The organism is Peribacillus sp. R9-11 (assembly GCF_031345095.1).
GTDB classification, from domain to species: Bacteria; Bacillota; Bacilli; order Bacillales; family DSM-1321; genus Peribacillus; species Peribacillus butanolivorans.
Genome location: NZ_CP133763.1, coordinates 1621811 through 1637860, shown reverse-complemented (window position 1 = coordinate 1637860; position 16050 = coordinate 1621811). Strand labels below are relative to the sequence as shown.

Here is a 16050-nt window from a genome sequence, read left to right as displayed (position 1 = left end):
CGCTGTACTAAGGGTTAGACACTTAAAGCAAGAAATCGGTTGCGAAAAAAGACTTCGTAACACAATAGAATAAACGCAGTCAAACTGATTTCCACCCTAAAAAAGTTGACCAAAAACTTTTCTTTATCGATTTAAGTTTTACACATAGTAAAAACGGATAGGATAAAAGAATAGAGAAGGCCGCGATGAATTGAATACCTGATTCGGCTGACTATTTTTTATATACTTTTAAGACATTGGTATAATCAGTTAACTAAAACCCCTTCCGTTTTTATGGCGGAGCTGGGTTTATTTTTACATGATGTTGAAAAACATGAAAAAATTGTTGTTTTTATATATAATGAAAAAAGCAATGCAAACAAGTGAGGAGAGATTAAAATGGTATTTAAGGTATACTATCAAGTAACCATAGCAGAGGTTCCCATCAGGGAGAATACTAAAACAATGTTTGTCGAAGGTGAATCCGTTCGTGACGTTCGTTTAAAATTAAAAAAAGAACCTTATAACGTAGAATTCGTAACAGCAGTAACTGGAGCATATTTAGAATATGAAAAACAAAATGAAGATTATAAAGTATTGGAGCTATAATTTATGAAATTTGTAAAAAATGATCAAACAGCTGTATTCGCCTTGGGCGGTTTAGGCGAAATCGGTAAGAACACATATGCTGTTCAATTTCAAGACGAAATCATCGTTATTGATGCTGGAATTAAATTTCCGGAAGACGAACTTCTCGGAATTGACTATGTGATTCCTGACTACAGTTATTTAGAGAAAAATGTAGATAAAATTAAAGGTGTCTTCATCACTCATGGCCATGAAGACCACATTGGCGGGATTCCTTATTTATTAAGAAAAGTGAATGTCCCTGTATATGGCGGTAAGCTAGCACTTGGATTACTTCGTAATAAATTGGAAGAACACGGTCTTTTACGTCAGACAACCATGATCGAAATCAGTGAAGATGAAGTGATTAAATTTCGGAAAACTTCCGTCTCTTTCTTCCGCACAACTCACAGCATCCCGGATTCTTATGGAATCGTTGTAAAAACACCGCCTGGACAAATTGTTCATACTGGTGATTTTAAATTCGACTTTACACCTGTAGGCGAACCTGCAAACTTAACTAAGATGGCGGAAATCGGTAAAGAAGGAGTATTGTGCTTACTTTCAGACAGTACGAATAGTGAAGTACAGAACTTCACGATGTCTGAAAGCCGCGTTGGCGATACCATTCAAGACATTTTCCGTAAAGTGGACGGACGGATTATATTTGCAACATTTGCATCAAACATCCATCGTCTTCAACAAGTAGTAGAAGCAGCTGTAGCAAATGGCCGTAAAATTGCTGTTTTCGGCCGTAGCATGGATTCAGCTATTGCTATTGGTCAAGACCTTGGTTATATTGTAGCTCCTAAAGATACATTTATTGATGTGCAGCAATTAAATCGGATGCCTGCTAACAAAGTAACCATCCTTTGTACAGGTAGCCAAGGTGAACCAATGGCAGCCCTTTCGCGGATTGCGAACGGTACTCACCGTCAAATCCAAATTATACCTGGTGATACAGTTGTGTTTTCTTCTTCACCTATTCCAGGTAACACAATCAGTGTTTCTAGAACAATTAATCAATTATATCGTGCAGGCGCAGACGTCATTTCAGGTCCATTGAATGATATTCATACATCCGGGCATGGCGGCCAACAAGAACAAAAACTTATGCTTCGTTTAATTAAGCCAAAATTCTTCATGCCAATTCATGGTGAATATCGGATGCAGAAACTTCATGCCCGACATGCAGTTGATTGCGGGGTTCCTGAAGAAAATTGCTTTATCATGGATAATGGTGAAGTGCTTTCGTTAAGTGAAAACACAGCACAAATCGCTGGGAAAATCCCTTCAGGTTCTGTTTATATTGATGGAAGCGGCATCGGCGATATCGGAAACATCGTTTTACGCGACCGTCGGATTCTTTCTGAAGAAGGTCTTGTCGTTGTCGTTGTCAGCATTAATATGAAGGAATTCAAAATTGCATCCGGTCCGGACATCATCTCACGTGGATTTGTCTATATGAGAGAATCTGGAGACCTTATTAGCGATGCTCAATCCTTAATCACTAAGCACCTGAATAAAGTAATGGATCGCAAAACTACTCAATGGTCCGAAATTAAAAATGAAATTACAGATACATTGTCTCCATTCTTATATGAAAAAACAAAACGCCGTCCGATGATCCTACCGATCATCATGGAGGTTCAATAAACTAAAAAAAGCCTCCAGCCATTACCCTGGCTGGGGCTTTTTTTAGTTTAATACTATTTCCTTACATTCTACGTACACTATAGGTTAAAAGCTTCCTAAAGAAGTGAGCCTGTTCGATATGGAAGAGGTCTCAATTTCATTCTACAATCTTTTTCTCAAAACGATTGATGTCGGAATCTGCTCCAATAACTATCAATATATCGCCTTTATGAATTAAATCGTTTGCTTGTGGAGAGACATTGATTTCATTTCCTCTTTTAATAGCGACAATATTTAGCCCGTAGTGAGCACGGATATCAAGATCAAATATTGAATTCCCATTCATCTTTTGGCTTGCTACAATTTCAACAATGGAGTGTTCATCAGAAAGCTCCAAATAGTCGAGAATATTATTAGACCCGATATTATGGGCAATCCTTCTCCCCATATCTCGCTCCGGGTGCACAACAAAGTCAGCACCGATTTTACGTAGTACCTTCTCATGATAATCATTCTGCGCCTTTACCGTAACATTGCTGACACCCAACTCTTTAAGCATAAGCGTCGTCAAGATGCTCGCCTGAATATTTTCACCGATCGCTACAATGACGTGATCAAAATTACGAATTCCAATATTTCTGAGGACACTTTCATCAGTCGTATCCCCTACTACGCTATGTGAAGCAATTCTAGCAAATTCATTGACACGATCTTCATTTGCATCGATAGCCAGAACTCCTAAACCTTCTTCAGCTAGCGTCCTGACTATACTGCCGCCAAAACGACCAAGTCCAATCACTGCAAATTCCTTTTTCACAGTAAGCCCTCCAACATCTTTCATTCTATTAGGATATACAGCGTCTCGCTCCTTAAAGCACACTTCCTATCCTAGTACGGAAAAGCAATTAAGCTTTATTGCCTTTAAACGTTAAATAATTTGTTAAATGATTGATGGCAAGTTCAATTGCTTTTTCATCCGGAGTTAACTTAGCGTGGTGTAAACCGTATTCGGATGAAACCCCTAGCCAGAACATGAAACCTGGAATTTCCTTTAGCATGTATCCAAAATCTTCACCAGTCATCGCTTCGGTACAGCGATATAAATCGACCTCTGATGACTGCTCCGTATATTCCATAAATTCCTGTGTCAACTGCTCCTCATTATATACCTGATGGTACATCGCGCCATAGTCAATCTCTGCCACGCATTCAAAACCCGCTTGAATACCATCTACAAGTGCTTTAATCCGTGACTTAACCTTTACCATTGATTCAGGATTCAGCGTGCGTATTGTCCCTTCTAAGCGCGCTGTCTCAGCAATGATATTTTGGACGGTGCCTCCGGTAATCTTTCCAACAGTTATGACAGCTGAATCAAGCGGATTCACATTGCGGGAAACGATAGTTTGCAGTTGCCCGACAAGTGAGCAGGCAGCGATGACCATGTCATTTGTATGATGAGGGTAAGCTGCATGCCCACCTTTCCCTTTCAGGTCAATAAATAATTCAGATGTGTTGGCAAATAAAAGACCTTCTTTAACGGCAATCGTTCCAACCGGATACTCTGGAGCTATATGCAAAGCAAGAATCATATCCGGTTTCCATTTTTTCATCGTTTCGGATTTCAGCATTGGTTCAGCTCCACCAGGCCCCTCTTCCGCCGGCTGAAAAATAAATAGTAAGTCATCATCAATCGGGTTTTCTACAAAATATGTCAAAACTCCTAGACCTATGCTCATATGAAAATCATGGCCACAAGCATGCATATAATCTTCATGATTAGAAGTAAAAGGTAATCCAGTTTCCTCTTTAATCGGTAGACCGTCTATATCCGCACGATAGCCAATTATTTTTCGGGGGTTCCGTCCCTTTATTTTCACAAATATTCCTGTTCGCCAAGTCTCTATTTCCATTCGCTCTGACGACAATTCCGTTATGTAATTCAGTAGATATTGCTGCGTTTTAAATTCTTGAAAACCTATCTCCGGTATTTTATGCAAATCACGCCGGATAGCGGCAAACGGACTTGTTTCCATCTTATTCCCTCCCTATACAGAAAGCGTGGATATAGTTATCCACGCTCTTGACACCTATTTACTTTAGAAATTAAAGTTGACGAAGTTCTTGCATGATTTCAGTTTTAGATTTAGTTTTTTCGTCAATTTGTTTAATCACTTTTGCTGGAATACCAGCAGCCACCGAGTATGGAGGAACGTCTTTCGTTACAATTGCGCCTGCCGCTACAACTGAACCTTGACCGATTTTTACACCTTCAAGAACAACTGCATTAGCTCCGATTAATACATCGTCTTCTAATATAACAGGTTGCGCGGAAGGAGGCTCAATAACACCTGCTAAAACAGCGCCTGCACCTACGTGACAGTTTTTACCCACTGTTGCGCGTCCACCAAGTATTGCGTTCATGTCAATCATTGTGCCTTCACCAATAACAGATCCAATATTGATCGATGCGCCCATCATGATCACTGCGTTATCTCCGATTGACACTTGGTCACGGATAATTGCGCCAGGCTCGATACGAGCTTTGATGCCTTTTAAGTCCAATAAAGGAATAGCGGAATTACGACGGTCGTTTTCAACTACATAATCCTCAATTTTTGTTCCAGCTGTCTCAATAGCTACTTCAACTTCAGACCACTCACCGAATACAACTCCGGTATTACCTGTAATGAAAGTTTTAGAAGCTTGACCAAAATCTATGCCTTCTAATTCACCTTTGATATATACCTTTACAGGTGTTGATTTTTTACTATTTGAGATAAAAGAAATAATTTCGTTTGCATCCATTTTATTCATTCTCGAAAAACCTCCTAAATATGTATCATTACTCGTCTTTAATTTACCAGACAACTGACGGCAAGACAAGTTGAATGTCATTGATATATATTATTCTACCCCATTGACATTTTCGGCAAATTAACTATAACATTCCTTGGTCCCTAATATGCTCTTTCACTACTTCTGTGAATGCTTGGACCTGCTTAAGCTGAAAAGCAGAATCATAGCCACAAAGCCATGTATCTCGTTCAATTGAATGATTATGCCCATCTAAAAGGGGGATTTTGAATATATTTGTATCTTTATCATGTAAAGTGATTGCTGGGAGAATAGCATATCCTATCCCATTAAACACCATTTGTTTGCATGTTTCGATTTGATCGACCACGATAGTGTTTTTTGGGGTCGTTTTAAATTGCCGGTGCCACCAGTCCTGAATTTCCTGATAATAGTTTGAATCGCTTTTAAACTGAATGAATGGCCGGTCTGTTTCGAATACTTGGTTCAGTTCCTTCATTTCAGTGTCGACCAAATAAAGCATATCCGTAAATAAATGCTGTTTTACCCCTTTCCAATCTGGTGCTCCCCTAATGATACCAATATGTACTTGGCCTTCATACAAGGACTTTAAAATCTCACTGCTCCAGCCCGTGATTAAAGAGATTTTGGCATACGGATATTTTTGGACAAACTTTTTCAAAACTTGAGGCAGCCAATTCTGTCCTACTATTGAGGCACAGGCAATTTTCAAAGTACCATATACTTCATGATCCATCGCCTGGATACTTTCTCTAACCTTTTCTTCTTTTTCTAAAACTTCATTGGCCAAACGAATAACTGCTTCTCCAGCAGGTGTCAACGAAAGACCTTTTTGCGAACGGAGAAACAGCTTTGAGCCCCATTCCTTTTCAATCGTTTGTAAACGCTGAGATAAAGCAGGTTGGGAAACAAATAACCGTTCAGCTGCTTTTCTCATATTCATTTCCTGAGCAAGTACGGATAATAAATGAAATTCTGAAAATGACATACACACCAGCCTCTTGATAATTAATTCTTATCTTGTTGATTAAATTTATTTAAATTTAATTATCAACAAAGTCCGCTTATAATACAAGAGAAAAGAAACGGAGTGGTACCCATGACGATCATTTTATTGCTGATTATCAGTTTTACAGCATCCTTTATAGGCACATTGGCCGGAAGCGGCGGATTAACTGGTATGCCTTCACTTCTTTTGATTTGACAGTTGCTTTGATTATGAATTTCATTTCTTAACACATGGCAGCCTCTTTAGTTAGACTGCCACAGGTCTACTGTTTCTTGCGTAGTCTCGTCAGTAATATGAAGCTAATTACAGAAAAGACTAGGACAATGAGATAAATCGTGTGTAGCGACAATGTAAGTCCTTCCTGTAAAACCTTCACAACATTTTCAGGAAGCAAAGCCCTTTCTTTACTGTTCAATAGCTTATTTGCGGTGTCAATTGTCACTCCCGAATTGACTGGTGCATGCTCGTTTAAATATGCTTGAAGCCTTGTATTCATAATTCCCCCTAGCAAAGCAGCTCCAACCGTATTTCCTAAATTACGCATGAACATATTCGAAGCAGTCGCAATCCCTCTACGTTCCCAACTGACCGTTTTCTGAATAACAACAATGAAGGAAGTCGAGGTCAAGCCCATCCCCACACCAACAAAGAAGGATCCCATCGCAGCGATAAGCGGCCCTGCCTCAGGCTTCATCAATACTAAAATCGAACTTCCGAGAATTAGCGAACACCCTCCAAGAAGCGAAGTTGTTTTAAAACCTATTTTCAACAACAGTCTACCTGAAACCATAGATGCAATCGGCCAGCCAATTGACATGGCGGTTAGTGTAAATCCTGCTACTGTTGGAGAACGTTCCATCACTCCCTGAACAAATGTCGGAAGAAAACTCGTTAATCCAATCATCATCACCCCTGTTGTCAAGGAAACAAGATTTGCGATTAAGATGGAGCGCTCCTGCCAGATTTCAAATGGCATCATTGGTTCGGAAGCCCTCTTTTCTTGTACAATAAACAAGACAAAGGCTATAACAGCCACTATTACAAGGGAGACAACCGGTGTGGAAGCCCAAGACCACTTTACGCCTCCTTGTACGAGAACCACCATAAGGGTGGATATCGATAACGTCAATAGCGTTGCACCCAAGTAATCAATATCACGTTTTTTCTTTTCGATATTTTCATGAAGGAAGAACCAAATCCCTACAAAAGAAAGTAAGCCAAGAGGAATGTTGACCCAGAATACAAGCTTCCATGTAAGTGATTCAACAATCAAGCCCCCCAGTGCCGGTCCGATTACCGCTGAAATGCCCCATACACTTGATAAATACCCTTGAACACGGGCCCTCTCTTCATTTTTATAAATATCCCCCACAATTGTTGAAGCAACAGGCGCTACTGCCCCCGCCCCAAAACCCTGTACAAAGCGATAAATAATGAGCTCCGTCATCGAATTGGAGAAACCGCAGAGAATGGAACCAATTAAGAAGACAATAATTCCAAATAATAAAACAGGTTTCCTTCCAAGAATATCGGATAGCTTTCCATAAATTAAGACTGTCACGGCGTTCATTAGCAAATATCCAGAAAACACCCAGCTATATAGAGAAAAACCACCCAAATCACTGACAATAGCCGGCATTGCCGTCGAAACGATAGTTCCTTCAATTGCATTCATAAACATAGCCATCATGATGGCAGCTAGGATGAATGGACGTTTCAATTTTTTATTCTGTACTTCCGAAGTATTTACTGATTGTACCAATTTCCGCATCCTTTCCTAAATATGTAATAGCTCTAGGGTTTACCGCCCTCTATATAGAATATGTAAAAAACAAGAAAACTCGCCAATTGGCGAGTTTTAGGTAAACTGTACTGTTTAGCGTTGACATATTTATTCAGGTAATGTATTTTGTTTAAATACTTTTTTCAAGATAGCTCTTCTCGTTAGGATTCCTTCAAAAAGGTGTTCATCATTCTCTACACAGACAAACGGATGGTCAATTAACAATTCTACACCTTTAGTCAAGGTATCTTCAATATGCAGGCGAGGTATGTCTATATTCATAATTTCGGAAACTTTTTTATTCTCTAGATTATCAAATTCAATTCGTTCCAGTCCTAAAATCGAGTCAAGAATGACTGGTGTGCTAATTAAGCCATGCAGTTTATACATCGGATCTAACACAGGAATGGCCGTATAACCGCTCTTTGTTAATACCAATAGTGCATGTTCTAAATTATTGGTTACCTGCACGTGGGCCACGCGTTCAGAAGAAATCATTAAGTCTTTCACGCTGGATTCCAATAAATCCCCATCATGAGTACCGATCATGTTAAAACCCCTTACCATATGTTTTTATATACAGCTCTTTTTCTAGTTTAACATATGTAAGCAGAAAAGACTCATTCCAATACCTATAAAATCCCAAACTGAGGATTCTCTAAAGAAATACTTAGCCTTTACTAGTTTTAATGTTAACCTGTTTAAACCCGCATTCCGGGCATTGATATATTACATTTTGGTTGGACTGTGCCGTCAATACATCTGCCATTTCCCTTTCCTCACCGCAAGCAGGGCATATTACCATAGGGTTTTTCATTTACATCCCTCCAATTATTAAGGTGTCGTAAAAATCCCTTCTTCATACACGAAGTAAAAAGTGAGTTGATTTTTCAATAATAAAAAGCCGTATTCCCAAAAGGAATGCGGCTTTTTTCGTAATCTTTTTAAGATTGAAGAAGATCAAAGATTTCAATGGTAATCATATCAATATTATCGAACTGATATTTGGATGATTTCCCTTTATCACTGTATACTTCAAGCTCGAACATTTCTGTTTTGCTGAAATATGTAACCTGGCATTTTTTCACGCCATCTATTTCAAAAAAACGCTGAGCAGATTCAGATTCCTTTGCTTGCTCTTGAAGACTTTTTAATCTGGTAAGAATGCCCTGTAATTGAGACATACTCACTCTCCTTTCTGAATAAAACCTTTTCGATAGGTTTCACTATACCATACTTTTCTATCCAGTAGCCACGCTGAAATAAATTCAGAATAATTTAAAACTTCATTCTTTACATGACACTATTAACAGAATAAAATAAGGATTGGATTTTGTACATAAAAAATTTCCTGGAGGTAGATTCTATTGCAAAACTTTAGTGAACTTGGTTATCGGATTTATTTAATCGATGGTTTTGATTTGAATAGAAAGAATCGGACAGGTACATATGTAATTGCCGATAAGGACATAACTTTAGTTGAAACGTCCGCCAGCCCATCTATCCCCCATTTATTAAAGGGACTTGATGACCTGGGAATCACCCCCGAGGATATTACATATATCATTCTTACCCATATTCACTTGGACCATGCAGGGGGAGCTGGACTTTTTTTGCAGCATTGCCCGAATGCCAAAGTAATTGTTCATCCAAAAGGAGCACGACATCTAGAAGACCCGACAAGATTAATTGCTGGAGCTAAAGCAGTCTATGGTGAAGAATTCAACAAACTTTTTGACCCGATTTTGCCTATACCGCACGATAAAATGATTATTAAACAAGATAGGGAATCTCTTCAAACGAGCGACTCGTCTACATTGACCTTTTATGACACTCCAGGGCATGCCAATCACCACTTCAGTATATTCGATTCTGTTTCAAAAGGTATGTTTTCCGGTGATACAGTAGGTATTTACTATCGTGAGCTAAATGAAGATGGCATTGAATTTTATCTACCTTCCACATCACCAAATCAATTTAATCCTGAAGCGATGCTTGCTGCAGCAGACCTGTATGCGAGTATTGGAGTTGAACGGATATATTTTGGCCATTACGGCGTATCGGAAAATCCAAACGAAGTTTATAAGCAACTTCATTACTGGTTGCCTATTTTTGTTGAGACAGCAGAAACAGCCTTCAAAGAATACACAAGCTTTAAGGAGCAGGTCGCAGCAACCAGCAAAAATATATTCAATACAGTCGCTACTCATTTAGGAGAAAAGGGCATCACAAAGGATCATTCCGTTTTTGAAATAATTCGCCTGGACCTTAAGGTCTGTTCTATGGGTTTGATTGACTACTTGGAAAAACGCGAAAAGAATAAATAGGCAGACATATAATGTATATCTCTATTCAAATGGAAGGGTATTCTCTATAATTAGAAAGTACTCACTTTAAGCATACCTGGAGGAATGAAATGAAAGACGTTACCCTTTATACCCAACCGGATTGCCCTCCCTGCAAGATCATGAAAATGTTCTTTGATGATAACAATATCGAATATAAAGAAAAAGATATTAAAGCAGATGGGAATGCACGTAAAGAACTAACAAATAAATATGGCGCTTATTCCACGCCAACTGTCGTAATTGATGGAAAAGCTATTATCGGCTTTGAACTTGACGAAATCAAAAAAGAACTGAATATTTAACAACAAAAAGTCTAAAGAAGGCCTGAACCTCCTTTAGACTTTTACCTACTTTATATTCCCCCATCTTCTTCAAATAGTTTAGGCGACTACAAAAGAAGCTTTTGTTTGGTGTGCTCTTTATTTTAGATTTTCACTTTCATACCTCACGTCCGCTACCTTCCATTCATTATTCACTTTTTTCAAAGTAACAGATTCAACATGTTTACCCGTTGAAACAGGTCCATCCTCTGATACTGTGAATTCTTCCTGAACATAAATGAATTCACCGCCCTTACCATATACGACTTTTGTATTCTCATCGTAACTAAAAAATGGAATATAATAGGGAGCAAAATCAGATCCATATGCAGTAAACCCTCCATTAACTTTCACCACATTCGCTTCGACAAACTTCTCGATGAAATCCTCGGAGAAATGGGTATCCAATTTCTCTTTAATCGCTTTTTTCGTGCGTACTTCCTCACTGATTGATCCTTGATTCACCAGTGCCTCCTGTACAAAAGAGAGCACTTCTTCTCTATGTAAGCCCTCCGCAGAAACTGTGAACCCACCCCCTAAAAAAAGAAAAGCACCCGCCATGCACGCAACTAAGTATTTCCTCATACTATCATCTCCTAGTTATAGATTGTCTTCGAATGGATATGTTTATTGTCTATGCTTTTCAATACCCGAACAGAACAAAGCCAAACTACAAAAAATACTAGATCAAAGTGCATTCTGAAACCTAATTAAACATGTCTTACTTTTTTGTATTAAAAAAAGAAGATTTCATTGTACTGAAATCCCCTTCTCACTCTTTTATTGAAATGCATAGTAAAAAATAAAACCGGCAATTAAAATTGTTCCAATGAAGAGAGAAACAAAAACCGGGTTCCTTAAATAAGGATGTTCTTTAACAGATTCATCGATACTTGAATCATATCTCTCTTTTACTTTCTGTGTCTTTGCTACAGAATATGTATAAAAGAGCAGATATAACGCCATGATTATTACGACTATGAGTAGAATCCAGATATACGTGCTCAAAATATGTCTCCTCCAAGCGCATTATTTTTGCTTATCGTTACACATTTTGAGCAATTATATACAATAGTTATTTTTATAACAATGCTTCATTTTCGTATAGATAGCTATATGATAGATCAAAGAATATGTATTCCTTATTATTCAATGGATAAGAAAAGGTTCGAATGGTTTCTCCTGTTTCAATATCACTGTATAAATCAGATAGAATTCCTTTTTTTTCATTGCGCATCTTGACGATATTTTCTAGGAAATAAGGTCGCCAGCTCCAATTTTTATTCATATAATTAGGCTGTACTATCCATTGCCCATCCTTATTAAGAATATTAGGGGATTTTTGATATCCCTCTTCATCACAAATATAAAGACGGAATCCTACTGAATCTAATTTTTTTGCCAAAATCCCGAGAAATTCTTCATGTGAGCCAACCCGCTTTTGCTGTTTTAAAAAGGTTTGCATATTTTCGTTGAATTGCAAAGTCTTTTGATAAACAGCTTCCAGCTTTTTTGTTTCTAATGAAATAAAGGACTGGCATTCTTGATGGAATTTTTCACGAAGTAAATCTTTATTAATGAACTCGCCGTCCGGTTTAGCCAAAAAATAACCTTGATAATAACGGCCTCCGTTCTTCCAAGCAAAGCGGAGCTGGTACTCAGACTCAATGTTCTCAAACAATAAATTGGCGCCGATTTTACGAGCAAGCATGCTTAGAGAAAAAAGGATGACCTGATACGCATCTCCACCTGAAATACGGAGTTGGTTTAAGTTAACTTTTAAAATATTCGGTGAAATCTGTGCAATTTGATCAAGCTGGGTATCTTTCCCTAAATGATCGAAAGCTATTTTGATGCCATATGTTTTAAAGTAAGCGAGAACATGCTGTAAAGGATCAAAGTTTTCCGCACTGATGGTGTCTGATAATTCCAGAACAATCCGATGCATTTCTTCCGGTTGAAAATGACGATGCAAAATCTCCATGAACTCTTCTCCATGATCTAGCATAAGCATATTTGGATCTCTGTTAATAAAGATAAGAAAGTCTTCCCCATAGTCCTTTATTCTTTCAAGGGCTATTTCTAGAACGTAATTATCCACTTCCACTCTATACTCTTCCGGCACAGAAGAATCGTGAAAAAACGTGCCAAGACTTTTATATTCTGACTGTTCCTCATAGCGTCCTAAAATTTCATAACCGATAACTTGATGCTGATCTGCGCTGAAAATCGGTTGAAAGAATGGTGTCACCCTGTCTAAATTCTTTAATATTTTTTCTGCATCCATGATGTATTCCTCCTAATTACGAAACACCAATATGCAAAAATTATACCATTAGTTTCTATTGTTGATAATAAATAATTTTAATTCCTACCCAATAACTCCTTTTTATTTTAGTAATATTTTCAGCCTCCTAGTTGTTTTCAAATAAAAAAAAGATTTCCAATGAAAAAAGGCATTGTCCATTTACAGAACAATGCCTTATGCATTAAAACGGAAAAAACCATGGAATCGTGATGACCATAATAACACCGATAAAGACTTGTATGGAAATCCCAATCAGGATAAAGTCCTTATACTTATAATCGCCTGCTGTCATGACAAGGGCATTTGTCGTAGCAACCCTTGGAGTGGATAACGACAGACTGCCTGCAACAGCAAGACATAGAAACACAGGAACAGGATCAATTCCTTGATTCACCGCGGAAGTTAAAGCAATAGGTGCCATGATCACTGTCGCTGCTCCATACGGGATAAACTGGCTTAAAATTAAAGTCAGGAGATAAAAAACAGCTAATACACCATGTGCACCGATATTACTGAATAGCACTGCCAGCCAATCACTTATCATTCTCACGCCACCAGTATTGTCCAATGCAGCTGTTATTCCAAACATAGCTGCAATTAATAGTACAGGCTCCCAATTTATCTTTTGATAGGCATCCTCCATGGAACGGACACAGCCGGTGACTACCATCAACAAAGCAGCCGTCAATACCGATAGAACAGCAGGAATAGACTCTATCGACAAAAGTATGACCATTAGTGCAGTAATGCATAAAGCAATCCATGCTTTAGCCTTAGATTCGACTGTTAATCCATCATCTGAGGTGCTGCCTATTACAATAACATCCTGTAAATCCGAGGAGATCCTCTCGATGTTTTCCCATTCTCCATGTATCAGAATTGCATCGCCAGGTTTTAGCCGTTCAGTACCAACATCCGCTTGAATATATTCACCATTCCGATTAATTGCCAATACATTACATTGATATTTTTCACGAAAATGAACGTCAATTAGTGTCTGATTCTCATAATCCGAATTCGGAACAATCAAAATTTCAGTCAATCCAAATCTACTGCTCAGAAAATGTTTTTTTATTTGTTCAGTGTTAAAGTGTTTAAACTCTAGTTCATAGTTAAGCGCCAATCTCTCAACAGATTCTTCCTCTCCAAACACCAGAATAATATCATCAGGATGAAGTACTTCATCCGCTCTGGCCGATATCGTTAGTTGTTTTTGCAACAGCGGCAATTGCTTATCTTTTGGTTTCCGCTGAATTTCGATCAAAGTTAATTCATACTGAATAGGAAGCTGTAGGTCGGACAACCTTTCTCCAACAATATCGGAAGTAGCAGGTATGTGCAGATAGTGCAAACGGTCATACACTTTGTACATACCAGCAAGTTCCCCTGCAGACAACCCTTTTACACTATTGTTGGCTGCAATTGTTTTTTCCGGAAGTAACAGACGGCCAAGCGTTAACATAAAGAATAGACCCGATGCAAAAGCGATTAAGCCTATAGGTGTAAAATCAAAGAAAGATAAAATTTCTATACCGTTTTGCTTTAATACATCAGCTACAATCATATTGGAGGGTGTTCCAGTCAGTGTTAGCAGCCCACCAATACTACATGCATAGGCAAGTGGCAATAAATACCTTGTCGGGCTAGTTTTTTGTTGTAAAGCCATACTCATTACGAGCGGGAGCAAAATGGAAACAATACCTGCGCCACTTAAAAACGCACTTAAAATTCCTGCCGTCACCATGACAATTAACAGCGATTTCCATTCACTTCCACCACAAAAGCCTAACAGCTTATTTCCCGCTTTCTCTACAATTCCTGTATTTAACAGACCAGCCCCTACGATAAATAATCCCGCAAGCATTATTACGACTTGATTCGCAAACCCAGCTATAAGTTCATCCAATGTAAGTATTCCCAGTAATCCCAATATTGCTAATGCACCAAGTGCAATTAAATCCGCGCGAAATTTTCCTTGTATAAAAAGCGCAATTGCGCATAGAAGTATAATCAGTGTAATAAACATTGGTTCGATCATCATGTTACCTCCGTATAGATGTTCAATTTAAAACCGGATATTCTTAAACTCCAGTTTACATGTTTTTCATATGCGTATAGAAGATATTTTCTTCATTTTATGTATATTGTTTGTTAATATGAGGAAGTAACATTTTAAAATTAGATAGGTTGATTAATTTGAGTGAATCCATTTCCCGAAGAACATTCTTAAAAAAAGGCCTTCGCACATTGGCTACCGTAACCGGATTAAGTATTGGCGGAGGGTACTATGCCCACAATGTGGAACCAAAATGGTTAGAAATCAAGCATAACATTATCAGCCACCCTCTTATCCCAAAAGGTTTTCATGGTATGAAAATGATTCAATTCAGTGACACTCATTTAGGCTTTCAATTTCAGCTTAATGATTTACAAGCAATTGTCAATAAGATAAACCAATTAGATCCGGATGTTATTTTATTTACCGGAGATTTAATGGACGAGCCTAATAAATACAATGCTCAACAGAAAATCCCGCCTGTTTTAAATCAGCTCAAAGCGCCTCTTGGAAAGTTCTGCATCTACGGTAACCATGATCATGGGGGGTATGGCTCTGAGATATACAGCGATATCATGAAGAAATCCCATTTTACCATGTTGCAAAATACCTCTACTAAGATTTCATTACTAACGGCTGAAGAAATTTACATAGCCGGGGTAGATGATGCGATGCTTGGACAACCAGATTTTGAAAAAGCCCTTTCAGGAATTCCAGAAGAAGTGTACGTCATTATGCTTTCGCATGCTCCTGACCTTGCTGACATATCAAGTAAGTACAACATCAAATATCAAATAAGCGGTCACAGTCATGGAGGCCAAGTACAAATTCCTTTTGCAGGAGCCCTTGTCACTCCTCCATATGCAGAAAAGTATCGTGAAGGCACGTATGAAATTGATTCGTTAACATTACATGTTAATAGAGGGCTTGGCACAACTCGGCTTCCGTATCGTTTTCTTTCACGTCCTGAGTTAACAATTTATGAATTCCAGGCAGAATAGTGAGATGAAAAGTACACAGAGGAAAGTCGCCAGACTTATTAACAAAACCTGTGCGAAGAAAACAACTGGTTACTCTTCATTATTCCTAATGTATCCTTTTGAATTATAGCATTAGAAGAATATTTGAATAACCAGGATTTTTTTAC

General features: G+C 38.3%; 17 protein-coding genes. 5 read left to right on the top strand and 12 right to left on the bottom strand.

Annotated elements, in window-relative coordinates; genetic code table 11:
- The first annotated feature begins 378 nt into the window (after nucleotides 1-378).
- A complete protein-coding gene (locus RE409_RS07895; RefSeq protein ID WP_053345160.1) occupies nucleotides 379-588 on the top strand; it encodes a DNA-dependent RNA polymerase subunit epsilon in 210 nt (69 codons plus the stop codon).
- Nucleotides 589-591: 3 nt separating this feature from the next.
- A complete protein-coding gene (gene rnjA / locus RE409_RS07890; RefSeq protein ID WP_053345159.1) occupies nucleotides 592-2262 on the top strand; it encodes a ribonuclease J1 in 1671 nt (556 codons plus the stop codon).
- 136 nt (nucleotides 2263-2398) lie between these two features.
- On the opposite strand, the gene RE409_RS07885 is transcribed toward rnjA, so the two are convergent.
- The 8 genes from RE409_RS07885 to RE409_RS07850 form a co-directional block, all read right to left on the bottom strand.
- Complete coding sequence (locus RE409_RS07885) at nucleotides 2399-3058, bottom strand: potassium channel family protein (RefSeq protein WP_157444071.1); 660 nt, start codon at nucleotides 3056-3058, stop codon at nucleotides 2399-2401.
- An 88-nt stretch (nucleotides 3059-3146) separates the two neighbouring features.
- Entirely contained in the window at nucleotides 3147-4277 is a 1131-nt protein-coding gene (locus RE409_RS07880; RefSeq protein WP_201254398.1) for an N-acetyldiaminopimelate deacetylase, read from the bottom strand.
- A 70-nt stretch (nucleotides 4278-4347) separates the two neighbouring features.
- Nucleotides 4348-5058: a 2,3,4,5-tetrahydropyridine-2,6-dicarboxylate N-acetyltransferase gene (gene dapD, locus RE409_RS07875; RefSeq protein WP_053345156.1), complete on the bottom strand. Its 711-nt coding sequence runs from the start codon at nucleotides 5056-5058 to the stop codon at nucleotides 4348-4350.
- Between the two features lie 124 nt (nucleotides 5059-5182).
- Nucleotides 5183-6067, bottom strand: coding sequence for a transcriptional regulator CcpC (locus tag RE409_RS07870; RefSeq protein WP_053345155.1), 885 nt, complete (start codon nucleotides 6065-6067; stop codon nucleotides 5183-5185).
- 283 nt (nucleotides 6068-6350) lie between these two features.
- Complete coding sequence (locus RE409_RS07865) at nucleotides 6351-7859, bottom strand: MDR family MFS transporter (protein WP_201249846.1); 1509 nt, start codon at nucleotides 7857-7859, stop codon at nucleotides 6351-6353.
- A 120-nt stretch (nucleotides 7860-7979) separates the two neighbouring features.
- The gene (gene cbpB / locus RE409_RS07860) at nucleotides 7980-8420 is read right to left on the bottom strand and encodes a cyclic-di-AMP-binding protein CbpB (protein ID WP_053345153.1); all 441 of its coding nucleotides are present in this window, start codon (nucleotides 8418-8420) and stop codon (nucleotides 7980-7982) included.
- A gap of 121 nt (nucleotides 8421-8541) precedes the next feature.
- Nucleotides 8542-8688, bottom strand: coding sequence for a hypothetical protein (locus tag RE409_RS07855; protein ID WP_169787513.1), 147 nt, complete (start codon nucleotides 8686-8688; stop codon nucleotides 8542-8544).
- 127 nt (nucleotides 8689-8815) lie between these two features.
- Nucleotides 8816-9055: a YkuJ family protein gene (locus RE409_RS07850; protein WP_034314086.1), complete on the bottom strand. Its 240-nt coding sequence runs from the start codon at nucleotides 9053-9055 to the stop codon at nucleotides 8816-8818.
- A gap of 183 nt (nucleotides 9056-9238) precedes the next feature.
- On the opposite strand from RE409_RS07850, the gene RE409_RS07845 reads away from it, so the two are divergent.
- Complete coding sequence (locus RE409_RS07845; protein ID WP_201221527.1) at nucleotides 9239-10198, top strand: MBL fold metallo-hydrolase; 960 nt, start codon at nucleotides 9239-9241, stop codon at nucleotides 10196-10198.
- 89 nt (nucleotides 10199-10287) lie between these two features.
- Nucleotides 10288-10521, top strand: coding sequence for a glutaredoxin family protein (locus tag RE409_RS07840; protein ID WP_116821754.1), 234 nt, complete (start codon nucleotides 10288-10290; stop codon nucleotides 10519-10521).
- Nucleotides 10522-10638: 117 nt separating this feature from the next.
- On the opposite strand, the gene RE409_RS07835 is transcribed toward RE409_RS07840, so the two are convergent.
- From RE409_RS07835 to RE409_RS07820, 4 genes are all read right to left on the bottom strand, one after another.
- Complete coding sequence (locus tag RE409_RS07835) at nucleotides 10639-11124, bottom strand: DUF3993 domain-containing protein (protein ID WP_201254397.1); 486 nt, start codon at nucleotides 11122-11124, stop codon at nucleotides 10639-10641.
- Nucleotides 11125-11319: 195 nt separating this feature from the next.
- Nucleotides 11320-11547, bottom strand: a complete 228-nt coding sequence (locus RE409_RS07830) for a hypothetical protein (RefSeq protein ID WP_098175462.1) — start codon at nucleotides 11545-11547, stop codon at nucleotides 11320-11322.
- Between the two features lie 73 nt (nucleotides 11548-11620).
- Complete coding sequence (locus RE409_RS07825; protein WP_201249848.1) at nucleotides 11621-12826, bottom strand: EAL domain-containing protein; 1206 nt, start codon at nucleotides 12824-12826, stop codon at nucleotides 11621-11623.
- Nucleotides 12827-13028: 202 nt separating this feature from the next.
- Complete coding sequence (locus tag RE409_RS07820) at nucleotides 13029-14885, bottom strand: SLC13 family permease (RefSeq protein WP_242485305.1); 1857 nt, start codon at nucleotides 14883-14885, stop codon at nucleotides 13029-13031.
- A gap of 158 nt (nucleotides 14886-15043) precedes the next feature.
- Here RE409_RS07820 and RE409_RS07815 point away from each other — a divergent pair, with 158 nt between their 5' ends.
- A complete protein-coding gene (locus RE409_RS07815) occupies nucleotides 15044-15904 on the top strand; it encodes a metallophosphoesterase (RefSeq protein WP_056530593.1) in 861 nt (286 codons plus the stop codon).
- Nucleotides 15905-16050: the final 146 nt, after the last annotated feature.